Source organism: Pseudoalteromonas sp. SR41-4 (assembly GCF_014163985.1).
Classification (GTDB): domain Bacteria; phylum Pseudomonadota; class Gammaproteobacteria; order Enterobacterales; family Alteromonadaceae; genus Pseudoalteromonas; species Pseudoalteromonas rhizosphaerae.
Genome location: NZ_JACJEI010000023.1, coordinates 52,277 through 75,945, shown reverse-complemented (window position 1 = coordinate 75,945; position 23,669 = coordinate 52,277). Strand labels below are relative to the sequence as shown.

Annotated in this window: 19 protein-coding genes; 12 read left to right on the top strand and 7 right to left on the bottom strand. The window is 39.8% G+C overall.

Annotated elements, in window-relative coordinates; all coding sequences use genetic code 11:
• Positions 1-204 precede the first annotated feature (204 nt).
• From H5180_RS16790 to H5180_RS16755, 8 genes are all read left to right on the top strand, one after another.
• Complete coding sequence (locus tag H5180_RS16790) at positions 205-1,794, top strand: alkaline phosphatase (RefSeq protein WP_182758669.1); 1,590 nt, start codon at positions 205-207, stop codon at positions 1,792-1,794.
• Between the two features lie 11 nt (positions 1,795-1,805).
• Positions 1,806-3,596, top strand: coding sequence for an alkaline phosphatase (locus H5180_RS16785; RefSeq protein ID WP_145238331.1), 1,791 nt, complete (start codon positions 1,806-1,808; stop codon positions 3,594-3,596).
• Positions 3,597-3,716: 120 nt separating this feature from the next.
• A complete protein-coding gene (locus H5180_RS16780; protein WP_182758668.1) occupies positions 3,717-4,427 on the top strand; it encodes a hypothetical protein in 711 nt (236 codons plus the stop codon).
• A 273-nt stretch (positions 4,428-4,700) separates the two neighbouring features.
• Positions 4,701-5,507, top strand: a complete 807-nt coding sequence (locus H5180_RS16775; protein WP_145238336.1) for a VOC family protein — start codon at positions 4,701-4,703, stop codon at positions 5,505-5,507.
• Positions 5,508-5,610: 103 nt separating this feature from the next.
• Positions 5,611-6,276 carry an SDR family oxidoreductase gene (locus H5180_RS16770; RefSeq protein ID WP_182758667.1) on the top strand — a complete coding sequence of 222 codons (666 nt, stop codon included), beginning with the start codon at positions 5,611-5,613 and terminating at the stop codon, positions 6,274-6,276.
• A gap of 127 nt (positions 6,277-6,403) precedes the next feature.
• Positions 6,404-6,766 (top strand): hypothetical protein, encoded by a 363-nt coding sequence (locus tag H5180_RS16765; RefSeq protein WP_182731668.1) that lies wholly within the window; start codon positions 6,404-6,406, stop codon positions 6,764-6,766.
• 4 nt (positions 6,767-6,770) lie between these two features.
• Complete coding sequence (locus tag H5180_RS16760) at positions 6,771-9,104, top strand: fatty acid cis/trans isomerase (protein WP_182758666.1); 2,334 nt, start codon at positions 6,771-6,773, stop codon at positions 9,102-9,104.
• A 123-nt stretch (positions 9,105-9,227) separates the two neighbouring features.
• A complete protein-coding gene (locus H5180_RS16755; protein ID WP_182758665.1) occupies positions 9,228-10,955 on the top strand; it encodes a response regulator in 1,728 nt (575 codons plus the stop codon).
• Between the two features lie 5 nt (positions 10,956-10,960).
• Here the strand turns inward: H5180_RS16755 and H5180_RS16750 are convergent, their stop codons facing one another.
• The gene (locus H5180_RS16750; protein WP_145238348.1) at positions 10,961-11,578 is read right to left on the bottom strand and encodes a hypothetical protein; all 618 of its coding nucleotides are present in this window, start codon (positions 11,576-11,578) and stop codon (positions 10,961-10,963) included.
• A gap of 145 nt (positions 11,579-11,723) precedes the next feature.
• On the opposite strand from H5180_RS16750, the gene H5180_RS16745 reads away from it, so the two are divergent.
• The 3 genes from H5180_RS16745 (at position 11,724) to H5180_RS16735 (ending at position 14,944) form a co-directional block, all read left to right on the top strand.
• Positions 11,724-13,166 carry an ATP-binding cassette domain-containing protein gene (locus tag H5180_RS16745; RefSeq protein WP_182758664.1) on the top strand — a complete coding sequence of 481 codons (1,443 nt, stop codon included), beginning with the start codon at positions 11,724-11,726 and terminating at the stop codon, positions 13,164-13,166.
• 432 nt (positions 13,167-13,598) lie between these two features.
• Positions 13,599-14,282 carry a DUF4145 domain-containing protein gene (locus tag H5180_RS16740; protein ID WP_182758663.1) on the top strand — a complete coding sequence of 228 codons (684 nt, stop codon included), beginning with the start codon at positions 13,599-13,601 and terminating at the stop codon, positions 14,280-14,282.
• Between the two features lie 86 nt (positions 14,283-14,368).
• A complete protein-coding gene (locus H5180_RS16735) occupies positions 14,369-14,944 on the top strand; it encodes an SEC-C metal-binding domain-containing protein (RefSeq protein ID WP_182758662.1) in 576 nt (191 codons plus the stop codon).
• Positions 14,945-15,228: 284 nt separating this feature from the next.
• On the opposite strand, the gene H5180_RS16730 is transcribed toward H5180_RS16735, so the two are convergent.
• Complete coding sequence (locus H5180_RS16730; protein WP_182758661.1) at positions 15,229-15,522, bottom strand: type II toxin-antitoxin system RelE/ParE family toxin; 294 nt, start codon at positions 15,520-15,522, stop codon at positions 15,229-15,231.
• Positions 15,522-15,761: a type II toxin-antitoxin system ParD family antitoxin gene (locus tag H5180_RS16725; protein WP_182758660.1), complete on the bottom strand. Its 240-nt coding sequence runs from the start codon at positions 15,759-15,761 to the stop codon at positions 15,522-15,524. Before H5180_RS16725 ends, H5180_RS16730 begins: the two co-directional genes overlap by 1 nt.
• A gap of 763 nt (positions 15,762-16,524) precedes the next feature.
• On the opposite strand from H5180_RS16725, the gene H5180_RS16720 reads away from it, so the two are divergent.
• Positions 16,525-18,207 (top strand): SUMF1/EgtB/PvdO family nonheme iron enzyme, encoded by a 1,683-nt coding sequence (locus H5180_RS16720; RefSeq protein ID WP_145238352.1) that lies wholly within the window; start codon positions 16,525-16,527, stop codon positions 18,205-18,207.
• A gap of 116 nt (positions 18,208-18,323) precedes the next feature.
• Here the strand turns inward: H5180_RS16720 and H5180_RS16715 are convergent, their stop codons facing one another.
• The 4 genes from H5180_RS16715 to H5180_RS16700 form a co-directional block, all read right to left on the bottom strand.
• On the bottom strand, positions 18,324-20,243 hold the full coding sequence (locus tag H5180_RS16715) for a transcriptional regulator (RefSeq protein ID WP_182758659.1): 1,920 nt from the start codon (positions 20,241-20,243) through the stop codon (positions 18,324-18,326).
• A gap of 346 nt (positions 20,244-20,589) precedes the next feature.
• A complete protein-coding gene (locus H5180_RS16710; protein WP_145238356.1) occupies positions 20,590-21,468 on the bottom strand; it encodes a TraB/GumN family protein in 879 nt (292 codons plus the stop codon).
• Positions 21,469-21,514: 46 nt separating this feature from the next.
• Complete coding sequence (locus H5180_RS16705) at positions 21,515-22,963, bottom strand: sensor histidine kinase KdpD (RefSeq protein WP_182758658.1); 1,449 nt, start codon at positions 22,961-22,963, stop codon at positions 21,515-21,517.
• On the bottom strand, positions 22,944-23,618 hold the full coding sequence (locus H5180_RS16700; RefSeq protein WP_145238362.1) for a response regulator transcription factor: 675 nt from the start codon (positions 23,616-23,618) through the stop codon (positions 22,944-22,946). The genes H5180_RS16705 and H5180_RS16700 overlap by 20 nt, the downstream gene beginning before the upstream one ends.
• Positions 23,619-23,669: the final 51 nt, after the last annotated feature.

Genomic DNA, 23,669 nt, shown 5'->3' with positions numbered 1-23,669 from the left:
TACCGCTTACCGCTTACCGCTTACCGCTTACCGCTTACCGCTTACCACTGAACCATTGTAACGTTATGATATAACAAACAAAAATAATGTAACTTTTAATTTTTATGTAACATAAAGTCACTTTTTAAGTAACAAAACCTACCTAATATGATGCTCTCATTACTACAGACATTCTTGACCAAATCGTATCAATGGAACTTAAAAATGAAAATTAATAAAATTGCGACTGCAATTGGTTTAACACTGGTGTTGTCAGCGGGTGCTAATGCAGGTGTGTTACCTGATAACCAAATGAAAAGTGATTGGTATAGCGCTGCACAGGCTAAATTAACCTCTAAAGAAACGATGGCTAATGCAACACCAGCCACTAAAGCAAAGAACGTAATTCTATTTGTTGGTGATGGCATGGGTATATCAACCCTCACCGCAGCACGTATCCTTGCAGGCCAAAAACAAGGCGCTTTAGGAGAAGAGGGCTTTTTGAGCTTTGAAGAATTTCCGTATTCGGCACAAATAAAAACGTATAACGTCGATGCGCAAACACCGGATTCAGCAGGCACCATGACGGCTATTATCTCAGGTGTTAAAACGGATGTTGGTGTTATTGGTGTTAACGAAGACATTGAACGTGGCAAATGTGCAACTGTAGCAGGTAATGAATTAATTACAGCTACAGAGCTTGCAGAAATTAAAGGCCTAGCCACAGGTATTATTTCTACTGCACGGATCACCCACGCAACGCCAGCTGCAACGTATGCAAAATCAGCTGATCGTAATTGGGAAGACATTTCCGACATGCCTGCAGATGCAGTCACTGCAGGTTGTGAAGATATTGCGTCGCAATTAGTTAATTTCGAAAAAAATCTTGAAGCGCGCTTTGCGGGTGTTGATGTTGATGGTCTAGAAGTGGTGATGGGTGGCGGCCGTCGTCATTTCTTACCAAAAGATGCTGCATTTAACTCTAATGATGCTATGAGTGCAGTCGAAGGTGATCGTACTGATGAACGTGATTTAACAGCGCAATGGCAGCAAATGTATAGCGATGGTAAATACATTACTGATCAGGCCGGCTTTGACGCAATAAATGGCGATACCAAACGCGTATTTGGATTATTTAATGAATCGCATATGCAATATGAAGCGGATCGCAGTAATGATATTGCAGGTGAGCCTTCATTAACGCAAATGACGACTAAAGCGATTGATATCTTAAAGAATAATGAAAAAGGGTTTTTCCTAACGGTTGAATCGGGTCGTATCGATCACGCCCACCATGCCGGTAATGCTTACAACGCATTAAATGACACAATTGAATTTGCCAATGCGGTAAAAGCAGCAGTAGAAAATACCGATCCAAATGAAACACTTATTTTAGTCACTGCGGATCACAGCCATGTATTTACCATTGCTGGCTATCCAAAACGCGGTAACCCAATTTTGGGTCAAGTTGTAGCAGTAGGTCGCGATACTCCAACCCTTGCAGCTGACGGTATGCCTTATACCACAGTCGGTTACGCAAATGGCTTGGGCTTTAGAGATTTAGGTGATGAAACAGATGCAGACGCTTCATATTTAGCCGCAGCAGTTGCTGGGCGTGTTGAATTAAGTGGTGTTGATACCTTAACACCGGGCTTTCATCAAGAAGCAGCAGTCCCACTTAGCTCGGAAACTCATGCAGGTGAAGATATTTCATTGCATGCTAAGGGCCCTGGGGCACAGTTGGCACAAGGCGTTGTGGAGCAAAATGTTATTTTCCACATTATCAGTCAAGCGCTCGAACTAATAGAAGAATAATGGTGATTACAATGAAAAAACTTAACTTAATATCTCTTGCTGTGGTTGTTGCGTTAGCGGGTTGCTCTGATGATGACGATAAAATTGAGTCACTGACGGTTAAAAATACGCTTGCAGTTGGCTCTGAGCAATGTATCAATGGTGGCATTGAAACCCTAACAGGTGACGACAGCAATCAAAATGGTGAGCTTGATGCAGATGAAGTAACTACAACCACTGTAGTGTGTAACGATGCTGAAACTTCATTGAATCCACAACAGTTAGCGCCGCTTACTACCAATACTTGGTATAAAGAAGCACACACTAAATTAGCTAGTAGCCAAGATAATATTGCTAATATTGTTAAAGAGTCTGGCAAAGCGAAAAACGTCATTTTGTTTGTTGGCGACGGTATGGGGATTTCAACAGTAACAGCTGCGCGTATTTTAGCGGGTCAGTTACAGGGCAAAATGGGTGAAGAACATCAGTTAAGCTTTGAAACACTACCGTTTTCAGGGTTTGCTAAAACTTATAATGTTGATGCACAAACACCTGATTCTGCAGGTACGATGACAGCAATGGCATCAGGCGTAAAAACTGATGTCGGTGTTATTGGTATTGATGAAGCAGTGGTTAATGGTAATTGTTTGTCAGGTAAAGGCCATGAATTAGTAACGTCATTAGAGCTTGCGGAAATTGCAGGTAAATCAACGGGACTTATTTCAACGGCACGTATTACCCATGCCACACCAGCTGCAACGTATGCAAAAGCGGCAAACCGCAATTGGGAAGATGTTTCAGATATGCCTGAGTCGGAAGCGGCTAATTGTGAAGATATTGCATCGCAACTGGTTAACTTTGAAAAGAACTTAGAAGCGCGTTTTGCTGGGATCGATGTTGATGGTCTTGAAGTGGTAATGGGTGGCGGTCGTCGTCATTTCTTACCAAAAGACGCAGCATATAATTCAGCTGATGCAGTAAGCTCGGTAGAAGGCGATCGTACTGATGGCCGTGATTTAACTGCTGAATGGCAAGCTCAGTATCCAAATGGTCAATACGTAATGGATCAAGCAGGTTTTAATGCGATTGATGTGACTAACACTAAACAAATTTTTGGCTTGTTTAATGAATCTCACATGCAATACGAAGCTGACCGTGGCAATGATATTGCGGGTGAACCATCGTTATCAGAGATGACAGCAAAAGCACTGGATGTATTGGATAACAACGAGAAAGGCTTTTTCTTAACGGTTGAAGCTGGACGAATTGACCATGCTCACCATGCGGGCAATGCCTATAACGCTTTAAGCGATACCATTGAGTTATCAAAAGCGGTGCAAGTGGCGCTTGATAAAACCAGCATTGAAGATACGCTGATTATTGTCACTGCCGATCACAGCCATGTATTTACTATCGCAGGCTACCCAAAACGCGGTAATCCAATTTTAGGTAAAGTGGTTGCCGTGGGTGAAACCGAGCCAACACTTGCTGCCGATAATATGCCATACACCACCGTAGGTTATGCTAATGGTGGCGGCTTTAGAGATTTAGGTCAGGAAACGGATGCTGAAGTAGGTTACGACTTTGCCCCAGTAACCGGTCGTGTTGATTTAACCGATGTGGATACGCAAAGTCCAGGTTTCCACCAAGAAGCACTTGTGCCGCTGTCATCTGAAACTCATGCGGGTGAAGATGTTGGTGTTTATGCAATTGGCCCTGGTGCGCATTTGGTAACAGGTACTAACGAGCAGAGCTTTATTTTTCACGTGATGGATTATGCAGCTGACTTAGTAAAACAAGCGGATGCTAAAGTTACAAATTAAGTAATTGTCATGTAATACGCTTTACTAAAGAGCAACTCAAAACTGAGTTGCTCTTTGTCATTAATCTGCAAAATAAACACATTACAGTGACCCACGGTATTAAATCGAAAAGAGAATCCAGTGAAAAAAATTATCCTATCTTTAGCGTTAATAAGTCCATTGGCCAGTGCCACGCAGTGCGCGTTGGACAGTCAATATGTGCAAGCAAGCTATCAGGTTAGTAAGCAAGTTGCGGGCAAAGCTGTAGCTGAATCTCAACAGTTTACATTATGGCGAACACCCCATCAGGTTGCAGAGCAAGGCCTTGAATTAGTTGAAGTGTGGCAACAGTTGAGTAATCAGCAAATTCGGCCAATTCGTTACTTTCAAACACCGCAGCGTGGTATTGAATATCAACCTTCAGAGGTGCAAGGTCAGCAAGATTGGAGTACTAAATACCAATTAGTTAGTGATGATTTTATTGCTAAGATGACTTTAACCGATGAGCAAGGTGATGGCTGCGATAAAATACAGCATTATCAATTAGTGCAAGGTGATACTACGATTGAGCTTGCATGGTTGGTAAATCAAAAGCTGGTAAGCGCAATGAGTATTGCTAAACCGCAACTTACTCAAACATTAACGTTGGGCACTGTGGACTTTAAAAAAGCTCAGATACAGCAGCAATTTGCCCTGTGGGATGCTTATCAAACGACTGACTATGCGGATATTGGTGATAACGAAGGCGACCCATTTTTAGCCAAAATGATTAACTTAGGATTTATCGAGCATGGTGCGTCTGGCTTTTATGATGCTAATGGTAAAGCGCTTGGTGGTGGGCACAGCCACTAAAAAGGGCCGGTGAATGCTCTTTTAAAGTCTCGATTTGGGTGTTAAAAGGCCAAATTTCAGCTTTATAAATTAGCATGTGGCCAGTGCCCGCAAAAGTATCGATTCGTTTAACCGTAATAAGTGATATTACACTATCGCAGCTGTATTTAGGTCGGGTTCAAATCATTCGTTGTTTGTTTTGCTATAAAGATCACCTTACGATACAAATAAAATTGGCTAAAATGGCTTTCCTCTTTTAACTTTAGTAGATGTACTATTTAAGGAGATTGAATCGTGAGTGACACACAAAGTAATCACCCCCACGGGGTTTTCTGTTGGTCAGAGTTATGTACATCTAACTGGAAAAGCGGCAAAGCTTTTTACACTGAGTTATTTGCTTGGGGGGCTGATGATCAACCCATTGGTGATGGTCTTTATTACACTATGTTACAAAAGCAAGGTGATGATATTGCTGCCATGTATCAAATGCCGAACGAACAAAAAAACGCAGCGACATCAAGTCATTGGTTAGCCTATATTGCAGTAGATAATATTGATGAAGTAGCTGAAAAAGCCAAACAATTAGGTGCTGATATTATCGCCGGTCCTCATGATGTAATGGACGCGGGTCGCATGGTGTTGCTAAATGAGCCTGGTGGTGCATTATTTGCCTTATGGCAAGGTAATCAACATAAAGGTTGCAAACGTTTAGGTGAACTTAATACTCCCTATTGGCATGAACTGGCAACCCGCAACAGTGCTGCAAGCCGTGAGTTTTATTGCCAGTTATTGGGTTGGCAGAGCGTTGAAAAACCTATGCAAGGAATGAGCTACACATTATTCACTGTTGCTGACCAACCCGTTGCAGGGATGATTGAGATGACCGATGAATGGCCTGCAGAAATTCCTGCTCACTGGATGATTTATTTTGCTGTCGATGATTGTGATAACTATGTCGCAACGGCTCAGCAACTTGGCGGTGAAGTGTGTGTGGCACCAACCGATATTCCCGAGGTGGGCCGCTTTAGTGTGATCACCGATCCACAAGGCGCAGTGTTTTCAATTATGACCTCCGCTATGAATGATGTGAAATGTAACTAGTTATGCTTAATTTAATTAACTAAAAAAGCACTTAGGTGCTTTTTTTATTTTTGTTTGCCCCAAGCTCTCAGTTATAGAGTGTATATAGAATGGGAGTAAAAGTATGACAAAGCATGTGGTAATTACAGGCGCTAATCGTGGCATCGGTCTTAATTTATGTCAGCAATATTTAGCAAAGGGTTACCAGGTTACGGCCGTGGTGCGTACTCCAAGCGATGAACTTAAAGAATTAGATGTGACAGTGATCAGCAATATTGATGTTGCCAATGCAGCAGATATCGAAACACTTGAAAACCAGTTACATGGGCATAAGATAGATCTGCTTATTAACAATGCCGGTATTTTCCATAATGAAAGTATGGCAGAGATGGATTTTGATACCATTAATCAACAAATTGCGGTCAATGCGGTAGCACCGATCCGAGTGACTCATGCTTTGATCCACAGTTTAGGTGTTGATGCTAAAGTCGCTATGATCACCAGCCGTATGGGTTCTATTGCCGATAATGGTTCTGGTGGTTATATTGGTTATCGTATGTCAAAGGCTGCACTTAATGCCGCATCAGTGAGCTTAGCTCATGAATTAAAAAGTAAAAAAATTGCTGTTGGTTTATTTCATCCGGGTTTTGTGCAAACGCAAATGGTTAATTTTGCAGGCGATATCTCAGCAGAGGAATCTGCACAGCGCTTAACACAGCGTATTGATGAACTAAATCTCAGTAATAGCGGTGGTTTTTGGCATTCAAATGGTGAAACCCTGCCTTGGTAAATAATATTTAATGTAGGTTATCTTTAATAGCTAAACAGGCTGTAAATCAGCAGTCAGTTTAGCTAAATTTAATTAATTTTTGCTATAATGCTGTCATATTAACGATTTTAGTATTTGAGAGCAGCACATGGAATTAGAGCAAGATAGTAGTTTAACCCTTCCGTTATTTCTTTTTGATGAGACCTTAAATGAGCGAGATTTATCGACTCCAGATCTTTCAATAAGCGTGCTTTTAGATGACGATTTACTGACCCAGCTTTGTCAAAATCCAGCACCGGATAGCAGCATTGCTATTACTATTTCAGATTATATTGTAGAAGCCCATAACCCGGCGTTTGCAGACTTAGCAAGCGATGCACATCAAGCACAGCTAACTTTAACGCGTGGACCATTATTGAGCGCAGTACTCGAGACCCAATCAGAGCAAACATTTGTGTCCCCACAAATGGATATGATGCCGACGTTTGACTTGGGCGATGAGGACGAATAATTCGATGAGAAAGTCTTTTTTGCTGAGTGCACTAATTGTTGTGCTCAGTGGCTGCGCTTATTTAGGTGCCGCTCATTACAATGAGCTATTCGGGCCAGAGCAAACACAGCAGCGTATGGTTGAACATAACTCAGGTAGCGGTGCTGAGTTTTTACAGCATGTACAACCTGTGCTCGAGAGTCGTTGTGTGGTTTGTCATGGCTGCTATGATGCACCATGCCAACTGAAACTTTCATCTCCAGAAGGAATTGACCGCGGCCTAAGTAAGGAACGTGTTTACAATGGTACTCGTTTATTAGCATCGACTCCCAGCCGCTTACTTTTTGATGCAACGAATACTAGCCAGTGGCGTGATAAAGACTTTACCCCAGTATTGAATGAACGAGCGCAAACAGAGCAAGCAAATCTTGCCGGTAGCGTGTTGTACAACAGTTTAGTGTTAAAAATGAGCTCACCGCTACCAAATGATGAGATCTTAGGTGATGGGTTTGATTTTTCTCTGGATCGCTCGCAAAGCTGCGCCACTATAGGAGAATTTGACAGCCTTGCCAACAGTCAACCTCATTCCGGGATGCCATATGGGTTACCTGGTATTTCGCGTACTGAATTTAAGCACCTTGAAAAGTGGCTTAAAGAGGGCGGTAAAATGGCGCATATTAAACCGCCAAGCAAAGCTGCTTTAGCTCAAGCACAACGCTGGGAGAGCTTTTTAAACCAAGACGATTTAAAGTATCAATTAACAGCACGTTATGTGTTTGAACATTGGTATTTAGCGCATATTTATTTTGCTCAAGATGATGAAAAAAGCTTTTTTAAATTGGTGCGTTCGAGTACGCCACCAGGGCAGGACATTGCGTTAATAAATACCCGCCGCCCTTACGATGATCCTAAAGTGGAACGTGTGTATTATCGCTTAATGCATGACCGTTCGACTATTTTGGCAAAAACGCATTTACCACTGGCACTGAATGACAGTAAGTTAGCGCGCTTGTACAGCCAGTTTATTGCGCCTGATTATCACGTTGAAAGCATGCCAAGTTACTTGCCAGAAATAGCATCCAACCCATTTAAAGTGTTTGCCGACATGCCGGTTAAATCTAAATATCAATTCATGCTAGATGAAGCTGAATTAATTATTATGGGCTTTATTAAAGGGCCTGTTTGTCGTGGTCAAATAGCGTTAAATGTTATTAATGATCATTTTTGGGTGGCATTTGCTGATCCTGCTAAAGTTGCAACGCCAGAAGTGGGTGAAATGCTGCTACAACATGAAGATGCCTTGGCATTGCCAGCGGCTGAAGAAAGCAATACTTTAGCTATATCTAGCTGGGTCAAATACGCCAAACGTCAGAATACTTACCTTAAAGGCAAGGTTACGTTGGCAAATAGTATGTTCAAAAATGGTGAAAACCTAACCACCGACCTATTATGGCGTGGTGACGAGGTAAATGATAATGCTGCTCTGACTATTTTCCGCCATTTTGATAGTGCGACTGTGGTTAAAGGTTTTATTGGCCAAGAGCCAAAAACCATGTGGGTATTAGATTACGCACTTTTTGAGCGGATACATTATTTATTAGTTGCCGGGTTTGATGTCTACGGTAATGTTGGCCATCAGTTGATCACTCGTTTATACATGGATTTTTTGCGTTTAGAAGGCGAGCAAAACTTTTTAGCATTGTTACCTAAGCCACAGCGTAAAGAGTTAAAAGCAAACTGGTATCGTAAAGCACCACCGAGTTTAACTAATTTCTTTGAAAGTGGTGATAAGTTTAGTCAGCCAACAGGAATTGACTACAAAACACAGGATCAACAACACGAGTTATATGGCTTAATTAAACAAACGCTAAAACCGGTGTTAAGTCCGCGCTTCGATTACACACAAGTACCAGAGCCGTTACAGCAATTAAATAATATGCCTGCAAAAGCAATTAATTTACTGCCGCAAATCTCGTTTATATTAGTGAAAGACGGTGCTGCAGAGCATCAAGCGTATACCGTGATCCATCACAATGCTCATTATAATATTTCTAGTTTATTGAACGAAGAAGGGCAGCGCGCTTATGCAGAAGATACAGTCACCATTGTGCCTGGTTTTATTGGTGATTACCCTGAAACAATTTGGTATTTGAATAATCCACAACAACTTGCATCATTTGCCGAGCAACTACCATTGATGCAAATAGAAGCCGATTACAGAGCATTAAAGAGTCAGTTTGCAATTCGCCGAACACATCCGCAATTTTGGCAATACAGTGATATTTTGCACAAAGTTGCCAAGCAATACCGTGGTGTGGAGTACGGTTTGTTTGATTATAATCGTTTAGAAAATCGTTAATTATAAAAGCAAAATTAATAAACCCCGCATTTAAGCGGGGTTTATTTTTTTCATTAATATCATTGCTTAAAGTGTCGCTTTATCCCCTTTGGTCTACACTTATTAAAAAAAATAGGGCCTATTATGATTCAAATTATTGCTAATATTCGGTCGCGTTATCGTTGGGCGTTATTAGCGATAGCGATTCTCTCGAGCGCGAGTGCTCTGCTTATTCAGTTTATGTTTTTTGTGCAAAAAGATGATGCTCATATTATCAATGTTGCGGGTAAGCAGCGGATGTTGTCACAAAAAATCGCTTGGCATAGTAATGCCTTGGTTACTGAGATTGGTAGCAATATTAAATTACACCGTGATGTATTAGCTAAAGCGAGCGCAGAGTTTAGATCAGGGCATGAATTTTTAGTGCAACAGCATTCTAATGGCGATTATTTATATTTAGACGACCAGTTAGTTGCTTATTATTTTTCATCACCAATTAACCTTGCGCAAACGTCGCTGGCGTATTTGGCTAAAGTGCAGCTACTGTTAAATGCTCCTAGTGCAAATACAGCAGAAAAGCGATTTACAGTTGCTGAGGTTGAACGCTTGCTCAAGGAGCTTGATGGTGCAGTCACGCTATTTGAACAACAAGCAAAGTTCAAAACCCGTGTGCTGTCCAACTTAGAGCTGGCTTTTTGGCTATTAACTTTAGTGTTGCTATTCATTGAGCTGAAATTTATATTTCAGCCTATGGAGCTGCAAATTACCGCTGCGATTAATAAATACCAACAACAAAAGTTGCGAGCAGAGCAGATAAGCACTTATAAAGAGCGCTTTATCGCACGGGCAAGTCATGAATTTAGAACACCGCTACAAGGGCTGGTAGACTCGATTGAGCAACTTCAGCTATTAGAATCTCAGCAAGCATTGCAAAAACAAGCAAAATATTGTGCCAGCAGAATTGTAAGTATGCTGGATGAGTTATATGAACTACAGCAGTTTAATACTGGGCAATGGCAGCTAAAATTTATCAAGCGTAATTTAATAACCACGCTTGAGTCGGCTATTACACCTTTTCAGTTTGCCTGTGATAACAAACAGTTAAAGTTTGAAATAAAACTCAGTCCTGAGTTAGATCGCTATACAGAGTTTGATCATTTACGATTGCAGCAAATCATTACCGAGCTACTTAGTAATGCCATTAAATTTACTAGCACTGGACAGGTTTCAATATCCGTTAGTTACCAAGATGGTCATATTAAAATAGTGGTCGCTGATAGCGGCGTTGGTTTTGCTCAATGCTATCCATATTTAAATCATCATAGCATCGAACAGGGCAATGATTTTCAGGGCTTACAAACCGGTTTAGCGCGTGTGCAACATATTGTCAGTGCTATGCAAGGCGGCGTTGAGTTTAAAGATGTCATACCGCATGGTGCACAGATTAAGATCCGTTTGCCATTATCTAAAGCTGCACTACTAACGAAGCAAGGCAACTTACCTGCACAACTGCATTGCTTAATCGTAGAAGACAATTTATTAAACGCGACAATTTTATCGCGAATTTTAACCGAGCTTAATTACACGGTTGAAGTTGCTGAAAACGGTTTAATAGCAACACAAAAAATTGCTGAAAGTGAGTTTAATGTGATTTTTATGGATTTGAACATGCCGGTGATGGATGGCTTTCAAGCGATTGATATTATCCGCCAAGAACTAAATTCAACGGTTCCGATCATTGTGATCACCGCCAACACTGCGCCAAGTGATTTAGAGCGAACTTATGAACTTGGCTCTAATGTACATGTTTATAAACCATTTTCGGTTGCGGATATTAAAAAAGCCCTCATGAATGTATTTAACGAGGGCTGATAATTTTAGTGGCTGATTTTAATATCACCTACACCGACTTTAACGTTAATGCGGTATTGGCCGTCACCGTTATATTTACTAGTTGAGGTGACCAGCTTACGGCTATGTTTAGCATCATTTTTCATGCCTGCTATTTTGGTGTCGCCAACACCACTATCTAGGGTGATCGTTTGATAGTCAGCTAACGCGCTGCTGATCCGTACTGCGCCCACACCGACATCGATGCTGGCAGTATTAGCAAAATTATTTACTTCAATATCGCCCACACCTAGCTCTAAATCTATCGCCATGGTTGTTGGTATACTTACCAGCCAGCTTTGTTGCACATCGTCATTATCAATCGAGAGGCTCAGCTTATCGCTACTTTGTTGATGTTTTAAAGTGATATCTTCAAGTGCAACATCATCACTAAACCAATTATCATTTTTCGCTTTTAGCTCAATCGATACGGTTACTTGGTTACCTTGATGGGTGCTAAGTTCTAGGCTGCCAACGGGCACGTTGATCGCCAATGCCTGCTTCGCAGTGACATCAAAGGTCTGTTCAATTTTTTGCTCAGCATGAGCAGCTAAACTACTGGTTAATAGGATTACGGCTAAACTAGAGATACTAAGTGTATTCATTATTTTTACTCGTTGTTAATGGCTTTATAGGTTAGACGTTAGCAGATTTAAAAAGGTTTAAACCGCGTGAATTTTATTCTATAGCCATGCTAATAAAAGTCATGTATTTTCAAACTAATTAATTTAAAAGCTAAAAAGGATCGCTGTGCAGTCAATTAAACTCAATAATGTGACGGCTAACCTTGGTACCAATGAACGCGAAAGTTTTCTCGTAAGTAATCTAACTTGGCAGGTTGAGAGCGCTCAGCATTGGGTGCTGCTTGGCGGTAACGGAGCAGGAAAATCAGCCATAACAGCAGTATTACTTGATCAAGCTAATATTGTCAGTGGTACACGAAGTTGTGATTTTAAGCGTACAGAAATAGTCTCTTCAGATCTGCAAAAGCAATTGATTACTGCTGAGTTATTAGCTGATCAAGACGACATCACCGATGGTAAAACCAGCCCTAAATTGGTGTCAGAGCTGATTTATCAGCAATCATGCCCATATTTTGATCAACAGCTATGTCAGCAGTTAATTACAGGGTTTGCTTTTGAGGCATTGCTTAAGCAACGTTTGCGCGCACTCTCAACTGGGGAAACACGTAAACTAATGTTAATTAAAGCACTGAGTAATCGCCCCGAATTGATTGTGCTTGATGAACCGTTTGACGGTTTGGATGTGCAAAGCGTTGAGCTATTACGTAGCGTATTAATCGAACTAAGTGCCAGCATGACCATGGTCTTTGTGGTTAATCGGTTAGATGAAATCCCCGTATTTATTACGCATTATGGTTATGTGAAAAATGGCGAATTACAACAGCAACTAGCAACACCTGACCTTAAGCAGCGCGATGATTTATTTAAATTATTACACCTACAACAAACTGATTTTACGATTCCTAGCAAAGACGTGGCACACAGTGCCCCAGAGTTTAGTGAGCCTGAGTTAGTACGGTTGCAAAATGCCAGCGTCAGTTATAGCGGTAAGGTTATTTTTAACCACTTAAATTGGACAATCAAAGCACGACAGCATTGGCAGCTCAGTGGTCAAAACGGCTCCGGCAAAACCTGCCTGCTTAACTTAATCACTGGCGATAACCCGCAGTGTTATAACAATGATATTAAAGTGTTTGGCTATCAACGCGGCAGTGGTGAAAGTATTTGGCAAATTAAGCAGCATATTGGCTATATTTCGAATGCTTTGCATATGGAATATCGGGTTAGTATTTCGGCGCTAAATACCATAGTGTCAGGCTTTTACGACAGCATTGGCTTGTATCAAAAGCCAACTCAAATTCAGCTTGATATCGCCATACAATGGTTAGCATTATTAGGTTTAAGTGAGTTAAAAAACACCCCATTTACACAACTGTCTTTTGGTGACCAACGCATGCTATTGATTGCCCGCGCTATGGTAAAACACCCCACATTACTGATTTTAGACGAGCCATGTTTGGGGCTTGATGAAGCCAACCGGCAGCGTGTTTTACTGTTAATCGAAAAAATATGCACCGCAGGCAGTAGCACAGTGATTTATGTAAACCACCATGCGAAAGATAAAATCACCGGGATAGAGCACTATTTAGATATGGCTGATTTTAGGTAAGGAAAAGGTTCTAGGTTTTAGGGGCTAGGCGCTAGGAAAAACCAGAGCAGCTCGGCGTTAAATTTACAAGGTTGGGTACAAGCTCACAGACTCCAATAGATAGCTAATCATTTATCTAAGAGAGATACAAGGTTGGGTTGAGAGCAACAAAACCCAACGATAAAAAGTTAAGCAGTAAGTTACCAACAAACACTAAAAAGCCGAAATTTAGCGCTACTCATGGGGAGTGTTCGAGAATTTGTTCGATAACATTATTAACCGCCGCTTTGCTGCAAAATAACAAGCAGTGATTTTTGGCTGTATTAATTATTTGTTTACAAAGGTAATTGTTGGTGGAATTATGAAGGAATGTAATATACGCCGTTTTAGGGTGTTATAAACCACCAAAGTGGAAGAGAATAAGCTGTTATGTTTTTAAATTGAGAGTTCAATATGCATCAAGAAGTAACAATACTTAATAGACCTGTTTGGGTTAGTGGCTCTCCTAATTCATGCCCTATTTGCAATACACGAATAGAGCCAATAAATGTTGATACTGCTAATTGGGTTGAAGATGATAAAGGTATGAATTTAGCGAAGTTTGAAGTAGTGTTCAAATGCCCTGCGAGCGAATGTGGTAGGCTTTTCATTAGTCGATTTGAGCAAACTTCAGAGGGACCCGGTTCTAAATGTACTGATTACACATTTCAAGGTTCATTTCCATGTGAAAGAGTAATCAACAATTTCAATACGACTATTAAAGAGTTATCGCCAAGCTATTGTGATATATACAGCCAAGCTCAGCATGCTGAAAAGTTAGGACTAGATCAAATATGTGGAGTTGGCTACAGAAAAGCCTTAGAGCACCTAGTTAAAGACTTCTGTATTTTTTCTAATGAAGCAAAAGAGGAGGCTATTAAAGTAAAACTGTTAGGCCAATGCATAAATGAATTTATCAGTGATGAAAATATTAAAGAGTGTGCAAAACGAGCTGCATGGATAGGTAATGATGAAGCTCACTACGTAAGGAAGTGGGAAGATAAAGATATTCATGATCTCAAAGCATTAATTGCATTGGTTGAGCACTGGATTACAAGCCATTTATTAACTAAGCAATATCTTAACGAGATGAGCTAGCAACCGAAATATAACAAGCAAATTCAGGTGTCGCCCACTGTGCACCTGATTTAGGAGTGATAGCGCTCGTGGAGTCTGACATTTTGATGCAAAAATTTGATCCTAAAGAAGTAAGCCAAACACTTTTAAATAGAGTAAATTTAAAAAGCTTATCCGTCATTGAAATTCAACGACAAGATTACTCTAAAGATTTAAATTGCCTAAATAATGCAAATGAGTATGTGTTAATTCACGGAGGTGAGGTTCAGTTTGGTTGGTTACTAACTATCATTGGGAATGTTGTTCTTCAACTAACGGGACATACAGTAGTAAAAAGAAAAGATGGTACGTTACTTTGTGTTACTTTAAATGAAAATAGGCAAAAATCAGTTAAGTTTGTTTTAGACAACACTGTTGAGAAATTAGCTGTAGGGCAATACTTACCAGCGAAGTTTTTTGCCCTAATAAATAATGAAAGAATAAATGAATATATAGGGTACTTAGCAAGGCATAATAAATTAAGGTTATCTGGTGCAGATAATTCATCTAGTGAAATACAAAATATTAACGCTGCGTGCCAACAGCTGTATCCTACTATATTATCATTAGCTAAGAAGTACACGGCTAGAAATGACTATTGTTTCTGCGGTTCAGGCATAAAAGCTAAAAAGTGTTGCGGTTAAAATCGCTATAACACATACGAACCTTAACTCTGGCAATAGGCACCAGTGTTCTTTTTGGCCGTTTTTATATAGTGATGGTCAATTCTAAATCAATAAACAAATTCGTTTACTTACTCTAAAGCGCAGCGTCTCTTACCCTCGTTGTGAATAATTCACTAATTTTTTTTGCACAAAGAGTAATGAATGAGCAGTAAATGAGGGGAGCAAAATAGCAACTCGGTTATGGTTGAACCACCAAGAACAATAAATTAAAAATGAGTGATTCTACAGGCTCGTTATATTTTTCAGAGCGCGCGGTTAACATCCATACTTTTGTGTATTATTCTCACGATTAAAATTTGCTTTGCTTTATGTTCTTTATAATAAATTACGTGACTACCTTGAGGCTGTTTTCGATAACCCTCTCTTATGTAATCGCAATTAACCCCCAACATAGGTTCGTCGGCTAGTTGCTGGAAAGTACTATCTAACAGTTTTAAATAGTCATTTCTTTGCGTTGTCCCCCAAGTTAACTGAGTATATTTGGCTATTTTTATTAAATCGCTTTTGGCTTTTCCTGATAATTCGAATTTCGACATTAGTGGTTATCTTTATCCAGCTCTGAAATCAAAGAATCATACGAGTAATCAGCAACGCCACTGTTTTCACCTTCAATTAGCATATTGCGTAAATTCATTGTCTTAATTTCCTGATCTTCTAGGGCTCTTAAGCCAGCACGTATTACTTCACTTGCTGAACCATAACGACCTGAGTTAAGTTGCTGATTTATAAAATTATCGAAATGATCGCCTAATGTTACGCTTGTATTCTTAGCCATGATGTAAAACCTTTTAAATACCAATATATATTGGATTATGGTATGAAAAATATATCAAGGCAATTAAACGAGCAAAAAACAGTTTGCTTTTTCTTGGACCTCGCCAGTTTTAGGCAGCTGCTTAGCAAAGCGCTAGTTTTTGGGGGGGGGGTGAATAATCGAGTTTTTACTGGAGGCCAAGGATCAGGTAAAACGTCAGTTATAGAAGGAAAACAGAAAACTGACGCCCATCTTATAATTTGAGTGTCCTTACATTATTAGCGTTATATATTCCTTTAAAGCGCAGCGTCTCTTACCCTCGTTGTGAATAATTCAATTAAAGATCTTTTTTCATGGTGCAGTCGGGAGGCCAGCATCGCAGGAAGGGTATTGTGAGTATTTACATAGAAAGCGACGAGCAAACGTGAGTAATTGCTAAAAACCCTTAGCCTAGTATTTAACTTCGTATAAATCCCCAGTCAGTAATTCGCAAGCTGCTAACTTGCAGTCATTCACATGTATTAAATTTAGGTTTTACAGCCCATTGACAGTTTTTTCTGTAAGTAGAATAGATATTGTTGAAAAGTAAATAGAGCAAATTAGTCAGCTTTCTGGTTGTTGTCCTAAATGAGAATATTAAGATGGGTATCACTTTATTCTCGATAAAATTAATCTAGGATTTTTCTATTTAACTCTAAAGGTAGGTTTTTTCTAAGATTAATACCATTCACTATTTCATTGTTATGGCTTAGTTATACCAATTCGAATAACAAAGGATGTACCAATGAAACTCAATAACTACTTACTTACATTTTGCTGTGCTATTGGCAGCGCTCATCTTCATGCTGACGAATTTGCTAACGCTGGTGGCCATGCAACAACGAAACCGATAGAGCCGATTATGGCCACTATTCCTGCTGGCAGTTTTGCTATGGGATCTACCAAAAAAGAAAGTACCCAGCCTGTTACTAACGTCAATGTTAAAGAATTTAGTCTGGGTAAATATGAAGTCACCGTAAGTGAATTTCGTCGTTTTATTGCGGCAACAAATTATGCTGCACCAAAAGAATGCCGACATGAAATGAACGGGTGGTTCTTACAGTATTCAAAAGGCAACTGGGAAACTAATGCCTTAAATACCAGCGAATTTCAGCCCGTTGTTTGTATCAATTGGCAAGCGGCACAGGCTTATACAAAATGGTTAGCGAAGGAGACCGGTAAGCCTTATCGATTACCAACCGAGGCTGAGTGGGAATATGCCGCTAGAGCTGGCACTAAAACCGATTATTATTTTGGTGACGATCCTGATAATACACAAGTGTGTAACTATGCCAATGTTGGCGATTTATACGGTGAAAGTATCTTGCAGCGCGACAGTAATACTAGCTATTACAACTGGAGTGGCGATATTGCCCATTGTAATGATCACTCAGCTTACGCCAGCATTGTTGGTATGTATGAGCCTAATGCTTTTGGTTTGTTTGATGTATTAAGTAATGTACAAGAATTCTTAGCTGATTGTTATGTGCGAGGCTACAAGCATATCGCTAATGATGGTTCAGCTTACGTAAGTGACGAGTGTGAGCTGCGTGCTGCTCGAGGTGGTAGTTGGCATTGGAGTCATAGTCCGCTATTTAGTCGAGGCGCTATTCCAGAAGATTTTGCTGGCGGCGTTGATGGCTTTAGACTCGCACTTGATGGAGCCGCACCCAAACTAGCTAAAAGCAGTCAAAAATTTCAACGTGAGTTAATTTTTGCTCAACAACAAGAGCAAAAGCGCCGAGATAATCAGCCTGCTATTCCAGCCCAAGTGACTAATGTTGTATTAACGCAAACAGACGATTCGGTAACGCTAACGTGGGATAAAAGTGAGGACAGTGATGTCGATAGCTATCGTGTTTATCGCAATTTACTTTCTGGTGGTATGTTTAAGTTACTTGCAAGCAACCTGACTCAAACAACGTTTACAGATAAAAATATTGGGCAACATAAATATGACTATACCGTGGTGGCTGTTAAACAGCATCTGCAAAGTCACTACAGTAAGCCGATAACCATTGAACCAGGTTGGATAAGTGTTCCCGGTAAAGTAGAAGCTGAATGGGCAGTCGAATTTAGTGATAGTGTAATTTCTTTTAGCTCTGATGGTGAGCGCTTTGGTAGCGTCTTAACGGGGCCAGATGCTATAGGTAAAAACGCTGTTATTACTTATCAGCTTAATGTCGCCAAAGCAGGGTTTTACCAACTTGAATATCGTGTTGCAGCCGAACGAGATACCAAAGGATTTGACGTCTATAGTAATGAAAAAAAATTGGCTGAAAACCCAGTACTTAAAACCGGCGGTTACGATAAATGGCAAATTCAGCAAGGCTCTCTGGTTAAGTTGAAACAAGGTAAGAATACACTAACCCTAAAATCTCGCGACAATAATTGGAAACTGAATTGGTTATCCTTGAAAGCGAGTTAATACCTAGTTAGAAAAAGCAAAAACTACTTGGGTAGCTTTTTAGCGTGGCTCTTGAAATATGCTTGCTACCCTTACTAGCTCGATAAAAAAGAGTAAAAAAATTTTAAATAGCGTTTTTAAAGATTAAGCGTAAGTAATTTATCTTTATTATAACGTCGCCAATTCTCACCCGCATGCTCAGTAATATATTGAGAATAGAAGTCGTAATTTTCAGAGTCATTGTTATCACTACATAATAACAACGCAACATCCAAACTCAGGTTTCTGTGACCAGAAAGTTGCGCTTGTTCAAAGGTGCGTTTTGCTAAGCGATTAAAGTCCTTTGTTTGTTTACTGGCTTGGGCAAATAAAGTTTTGAGATAAGAGTTTTGTGGACTATCAATAGATGTAGTCGTTACAGATAAATTATCAATCAATGCCTTGGCTTCCGCCAAGCGATTTTCATCAAGGTAATATTGTAGCAAACTCTTGCGGCTACTTTGCGCAACCCAGTGGTCAGGCGTTAATTTGGTAAAGTCGAGTACTTGTTTAAAATGAGGTTCTTTGTCTGCTGGCGTTTGGGCAAAAATAGCATAATGAAAGGGGATTTTAGCAAAGTGATATGGTGGCAAGTTATACGCTTTCATTTTACGTTCAGCTTGTTGTAAATAAAGGTATTGGTCTGTTGCTTGCTTATTTTTATAAGCTAAAACTGAAAGGTAAGTGAGAGCATCTAATTCACGCAGTATATCGTTAACCTGCAGTGATAATTGCGCGGATTTGAGCAAACTTGCTTTCACCGCATTGTAGTTTTTATTTTGGTGATCTAACCAAGATTGAGCAAACCAGGCATCTGCTAGGCGCTTAGCATCATTAATCTTTTTGAATTGAGAAATTGCGCTGGCGAGTTTTTCTGAACTGAGCTCAAACAATTCTTTTCTTGTTAAAATTTCACTTTGTAGTAATAGGGCGTTACCTAATTGTTGTATGTTTTGTGCTTCAATAGCAAAATTAGCAAGTTTATCAGCCATTACCATGGCTTTTTCAAACTCTTCCATTTGAATATAGAGCATCGCCAACTTGCCTAAGTTAATAAAGTCGTTAGGTTTGCTTTTATGGGCGATAGATAACTTAGCCAGCCTTATTTCAAGTGACTGTGGTGACATTAATAAGTCATAAATGTAATATTGTGATAAGTGCTGTTTTAGCTTGCTTATCACTGCTTGATTGGAAGAACCTGTTAATTGTCCGCGCCAGTCCGTAATAGGACCTTTCAAGATAAAATCTAGATAGGTGAGTGAATTATAGGTACGTACGTTGGCGGTTAGTATCAGTGGATGCTTATCAGCAAGCTTTGGATATTCACTCTCAATCGATGTTTCAAAGTGCAAAGGGCTTAGTTGGGGTAGTTCTGTAAAATCAAAAAATTCATCATCAGCGAGCTTTATAGTGTTGTTACTAAGGCTTTGAGTAAAAGGTATATAAGCAATGCTAATTGCAGCAGGTGCGGCGACTTTATCAGAACTATGTGGGAATAGGATTAAGATTGCTGTGGCGAAAACAACCAGTAAACTTGTGAGCAAAGCATAAAATCCCATAGGCTTTTTTTCTGTAGGGCCAACTTTAAATATATCGCTTGAGTTTATGTCAGACGTTGCGTTAGTACCGATTTTTTGTGTCAATGGCATAGTTGCTATTGGCTTAGCTTTAATTGTAGTAGTCGTAATGTTTACAGATCGAGGCTCAGTTATTACTGCTGTTTGTATTTGGCTTGTATTCAATTGCCATTGATAACCTCGCTTAGGGAAAGTTTTAATCGCGCTATTACCAAAAACAGCTCTTAGATGGCTAATATTTTGAAATACAGCCTGTTCAGACACCACTTTATCGTGCCAAACCTTAGTTAAAATAGCATCTTTACTAAAAACTTGTGTGGAATCAGAAAGCAGTAACGCCAATAGCTTAGCTTCATTAGGACGAATATCAATATCGTCGCCATTTTTGCTGAGTATTAAGTTGTTACTGTCGAATTCAAAATCTAAAAAAGTATATCGCATTATTTAAAGTATTTAGTTTGCTGCTACTATAATCCAACATCATCTTAACCGACCTAATGTTTAAAGGGGAGTATTTATCAATAGCGTGATGACAAGATTAACAGTTACATCATCATCAGCCTCAACTTATCTATGTATTCAAATAAAAGCCTTACCCATTTTGAATAAGTGCATGATTGCGACATGTTGAATTCAGAAATGAAAAAAATGTTCCTACATTTATCAACCAAATAGTAAGGTCAGATATCAGCTACACAACCTTAGCAGAAAGACCTGTCTATCTGCTAAGGAAGTTATATTTACTAATACTTAACAAGCAGCAAAAATAAATTGAGTATCTCTCTATTTATAAGCGAGTTACGCTAAATCCCTGATCTTGAAATTGCTTTAACAAACCGTGTTGTTCTGGCAAATGCAGGGCGCCTACGGCGATAAATAGTTTTTCTTTACCGATGCGAGGCGTGAGCTCTCTTACCCAATTATTGTTACGTTCAATCAGCATTACTTGTTCGCTGATCTCACCGTAGTTGCTGTCGTCAAAGCTTTCATTGTAATACTTAGTTAAGGTCGCCATATCACCATTTTTCCATGCATTAACTAAGCTAATAAAGTAGGTTTCAACGTCGGCAAGCTGTTCAAACGTTTCTTCAATCATTTCGTTACTTAACAACGATAGATTATTAAACATCTCCATTTGATATTCGAGAGTTTCTAATTCGCCAACTGGTATATTGTTGGTTTTTGTATAGGCAAGTACTTGCTTATCAATGCCATATTGATCGGAAAAACCAATATTTTGAAATTCGATTTGCAACATAGTAACCATTACGGCCCATGGCGCCATATTGTTAAACATCGCAATATCAATTGATTTGTTGCTGAAGTATTGGTCAAGCTTCTTATAGTTTTGTTCCGAAAGCTCAGTTTGCAGTGTTTTGCCATTTTTTAGCATCATAAAAGGCATTGAGCGGCGCTGCATTTCCATCGGGCTAATTGCACTAACATTGACTTCAACAATTACTTTATCACTGGCATCAAGCGCGTCGGTTACTTTTTTAGGTAGTCCTTTCATGGTGGCATCACCGACATGCACAGTGCCAAACAAATATGATTTAACACCATTTTTTTCTAATTGCCACAACCCAGGTTCACTGTGGCTAGCAAAACTAATACACAGTAAAAGGGATAAAATAAAGTAACTGCTAATACGCTGAGTGAGGTTCATAATTGTCCTTATTGGTTGGGTATATATCCATATTAAACCAATACGCTTAATTGGGTAACGTTAAAATTAATGCTAAGCGAGAGTTTGGCTTGTTTTTTGCGCTGATGGTAAAGTTATTGAGATTACATAAACTGTTCACTATCGCTAGTCCCAAGCCGTGGCGTTGGTTATTCGTTCGTGAGCTATCAAGCTGGTAAAGGGGGGCAAAAATAGCCTCTAGTTGTTGTTCACTTAAAGGCTTAGCTAAAGCGTTACATAGCGTGATTTTGGTGTGATATTCAGTTTGTTCGACCTGTAAGTTGATAGGTTGGGTGCTAAGCCCATAAAACAATGCGTTATCGAGCAAGTTAGATAAAATGGTATGCAGGCAAAATCGATCCGCGGTGATCATCAGCTCAGTTGCAACATTTAGCAGTAAGCGCTGCTTAATATCGGCATGTTTAAACTGCAGTTCATTGCTTAATTGCGTAATAAAGTCACTTAAATTAACGCTTTCTAAATTGAGCTCTACAGCGCTACTACTAGCGCGCTGTAATAGCAGCAAGTTATTGACGATGGTTTTCATACGCTGAGATATAGCCAATATATCGCTGGTATATGTGGCGCTAATACGCTCATCATCAGGGTAGCGCAGTGCCACTTCTGACAAGCTGATCAGCTCAGAAATTGGCGTTTTCAATTCATGGGCGATGTCGCTGGTTAGGCGTTTTTCATTTTGATAGAGCTGTTGATTGGTGGTAATAAATTTATTCAGCTCATTACGAATAGGTTCAATTTCCTCTACCTGAAAGTCACTTTTGATAGTTTGTGAGGCGCCAGTGATATCGAGTAATTTTATTTGTTCATTTAAGTTGTTCAGTGGAAAGAGGCCACGATTAACGATTCGAGTGACTAAATAACGTACTCCAAAAACTGCGATAATGCAGGTCAGAATAAAAACCACATCAATGATCAGCAATACTTTATTTAATGATGAAATAGGGGCTGCGATAGTTAAAACCATGGTCTTAAAATGACCGCTGCCGCGTGCTGCTTCGTCTTCTTGCTGGGCAATGAAGTGGCTGATCATGGCGCGACCCTCCTCACCGTTAGGCAAAGTGTAATCAATAATTTTAAATTCGTTAATGGGGATAGCGAAATTGGGTAAATCAATATTTTGATATAGTTGCAATGAATCTGATTTTTCAAACGTCTGTTGTTCGTGCCATAGCTGATAAAATTCGCTGGCATTAGCCTGCTCATATTCAGACATAAATTCGCCAGCAAAATCAAACTCTAGTTTGCCATTATGATCTTTTACTAAGGTTTTTAAATAATTAGATTTATTAGTTAACGATTGATGAAATTGGTTTTCAACCCAAGAATCAACGCTCAAATCGACAGTTAAAAAAATAGTAACCAGAATAATCGACAGTACGGCACTAATATTATTGACGAGTTTACGCTTGATAGAGTGACGTTTAGTTTTTGGCAACTCAGTTTTGAGAAGCGACATAACCAAATCCACGTTTATTCTTAATTGGTAGTTCGCCGCCTAGTAGTCGTACTTTTTTGCGGATCGCTGAAATATGTGCTTCTAGGGCATTTTTTGACAGCATATCAAATTGGCCGACCACGGCTTCGCTGATCATCTCAAGGCCTAACACCCGTTCTTTGGCACTAAATAAGCACTCAATGATTTTATATTCGTTGCGAGTAAGGTTTATGGGGTGCTGCTGATAATGCAGTGTTTTTAAGCTCAAATCTAACACGCATTCACCTACACAGAGTGTGTTTTGCTGGTTTTGTAATTGGCCTCGCCGAGACAACGCCAGTACTCTGGCATGTAATTCTTCAAACGAAAACGGTTTCGTTAGATAATCATCAGCACCTTTCATTAAGCCGTTTATTTTGTCTTGTGCTTCAGAGCGAGCGGATAGAATTAATACCCGAGCTTGACTCGAGCTGCTACGTAGTGCTTTGAGAATACTCATGCCATCAACACTTGGTAGCATTAAGTCGAGAATGATTAAATCATAGTCGCCACACAGTGCCATGCTTAAACCTTGTGAACCATCACCGGTACCGTCCACGGTAAAACCGAGATTATTAAGGCCTACGTCTAGGCTGCGCCTTAGCGGTTCAGAATCTTCGATTACGAGTATTTTCATGATCTTAACTTAATTAAATAACACGGTTTGCCTTGCTGCTTTAGCAAGGCA

Excerpts from the sequence above, each read along its gene's own strand:
- H5180_RS16765 (WP_182731668.1), top strand. The coding sequence starts at position 6,404 with ATGGAATTAGAGCAAGATAGTAGTTTAACCCTTCCGTTATTTCTTTTT.
- H5180_RS16790 (WP_182758669.1), top strand. The coding sequence starts at position 205 with ATGAAAATTAATAAAATTGCGACTGCAATTGGTTTAACACTGGTGTTG.
- H5180_RS16735 (WP_182758662.1), top strand. The coding sequence starts at position 14,369 with ATGCAAAAATTTGATCCTAAAGAAGTAAGCCAAACACTTTTAAATAGA.
- H5180_RS16715 (WP_182758659.1), bottom strand. The coding sequence starts at position 20,243 with ATGCGATATACTTTTTTAGATTTTGAATTCGACAGTAACAACTTAATA.
- H5180_RS16770 (WP_182758667.1), top strand. The coding sequence starts at position 5,611 with ATGACAAAGCATGTGGTAATTACAGGCGCTAATCGTGGCATCGGTCTT.
- H5180_RS16740 (WP_182758663.1), top strand. The coding sequence starts at position 13,599 with ATGCATCAAGAAGTAACAATACTTAATAGACCTGTTTGGGTTAGTGGC.
- H5180_RS16760 (WP_182758666.1), top strand. The coding sequence starts at position 6,771 with ATGAGAAAGTCTTTTTTGCTGAGTGCACTAATTGTTGTGCTCAGTGGC.
- H5180_RS16725 (WP_182758660.1), bottom strand. The coding sequence starts at position 15,761 with ATGGCTAAGAATACAAGCGTAACATTAGGCGATCATTTCGATAATTTT.
- H5180_RS16700 (WP_145238362.1), bottom strand. The coding sequence starts at position 23,618 with ATGAAAATACTCGTAATCGAAGATTCTGAACCGCTAAGGCGCAGCCTA.
- H5180_RS16720 (WP_145238352.1), top strand. The coding sequence starts at position 16,525 with ATGAAACTCAATAACTACTTACTTACATTTTGCTGTGCTATTGGCAGC.
- H5180_RS16785 (WP_145238331.1), top strand. The coding sequence starts at position 1,806 with ATGAAAAAACTTAACTTAATATCTCTTGCTGTGGTTGTTGCGTTAGCG.
- H5180_RS16755 (WP_182758665.1), top strand. The coding sequence starts at position 9,228 with ATGATTCAAATTATTGCTAATATTCGGTCGCGTTATCGTTGGGCGTTA.
- H5180_RS16730 (WP_182758661.1), bottom strand. The coding sequence starts at position 15,522 with ATGTCGAAATTCGAATTATCAGGAAAAGCCAAAAGCGATTTAATAAAA.
- H5180_RS16750 (WP_145238348.1), bottom strand. The coding sequence starts at position 11,578 with ATGAATACACTTAGTATCTCTAGTTTAGCCGTAATCCTATTAACCAGT.
- H5180_RS16705 (WP_182758658.1), bottom strand. The coding sequence starts at position 22,963 with ATGTCGCTTCTCAAAACTGAGTTGCCAAAAACTAAACGTCACTCTATC.
- H5180_RS16710 (WP_145238356.1), bottom strand. The coding sequence starts at position 21,468 with ATGAACCTCACTCAGCGTATTAGCAGTTACTTTATTTTATCCCTTTTA.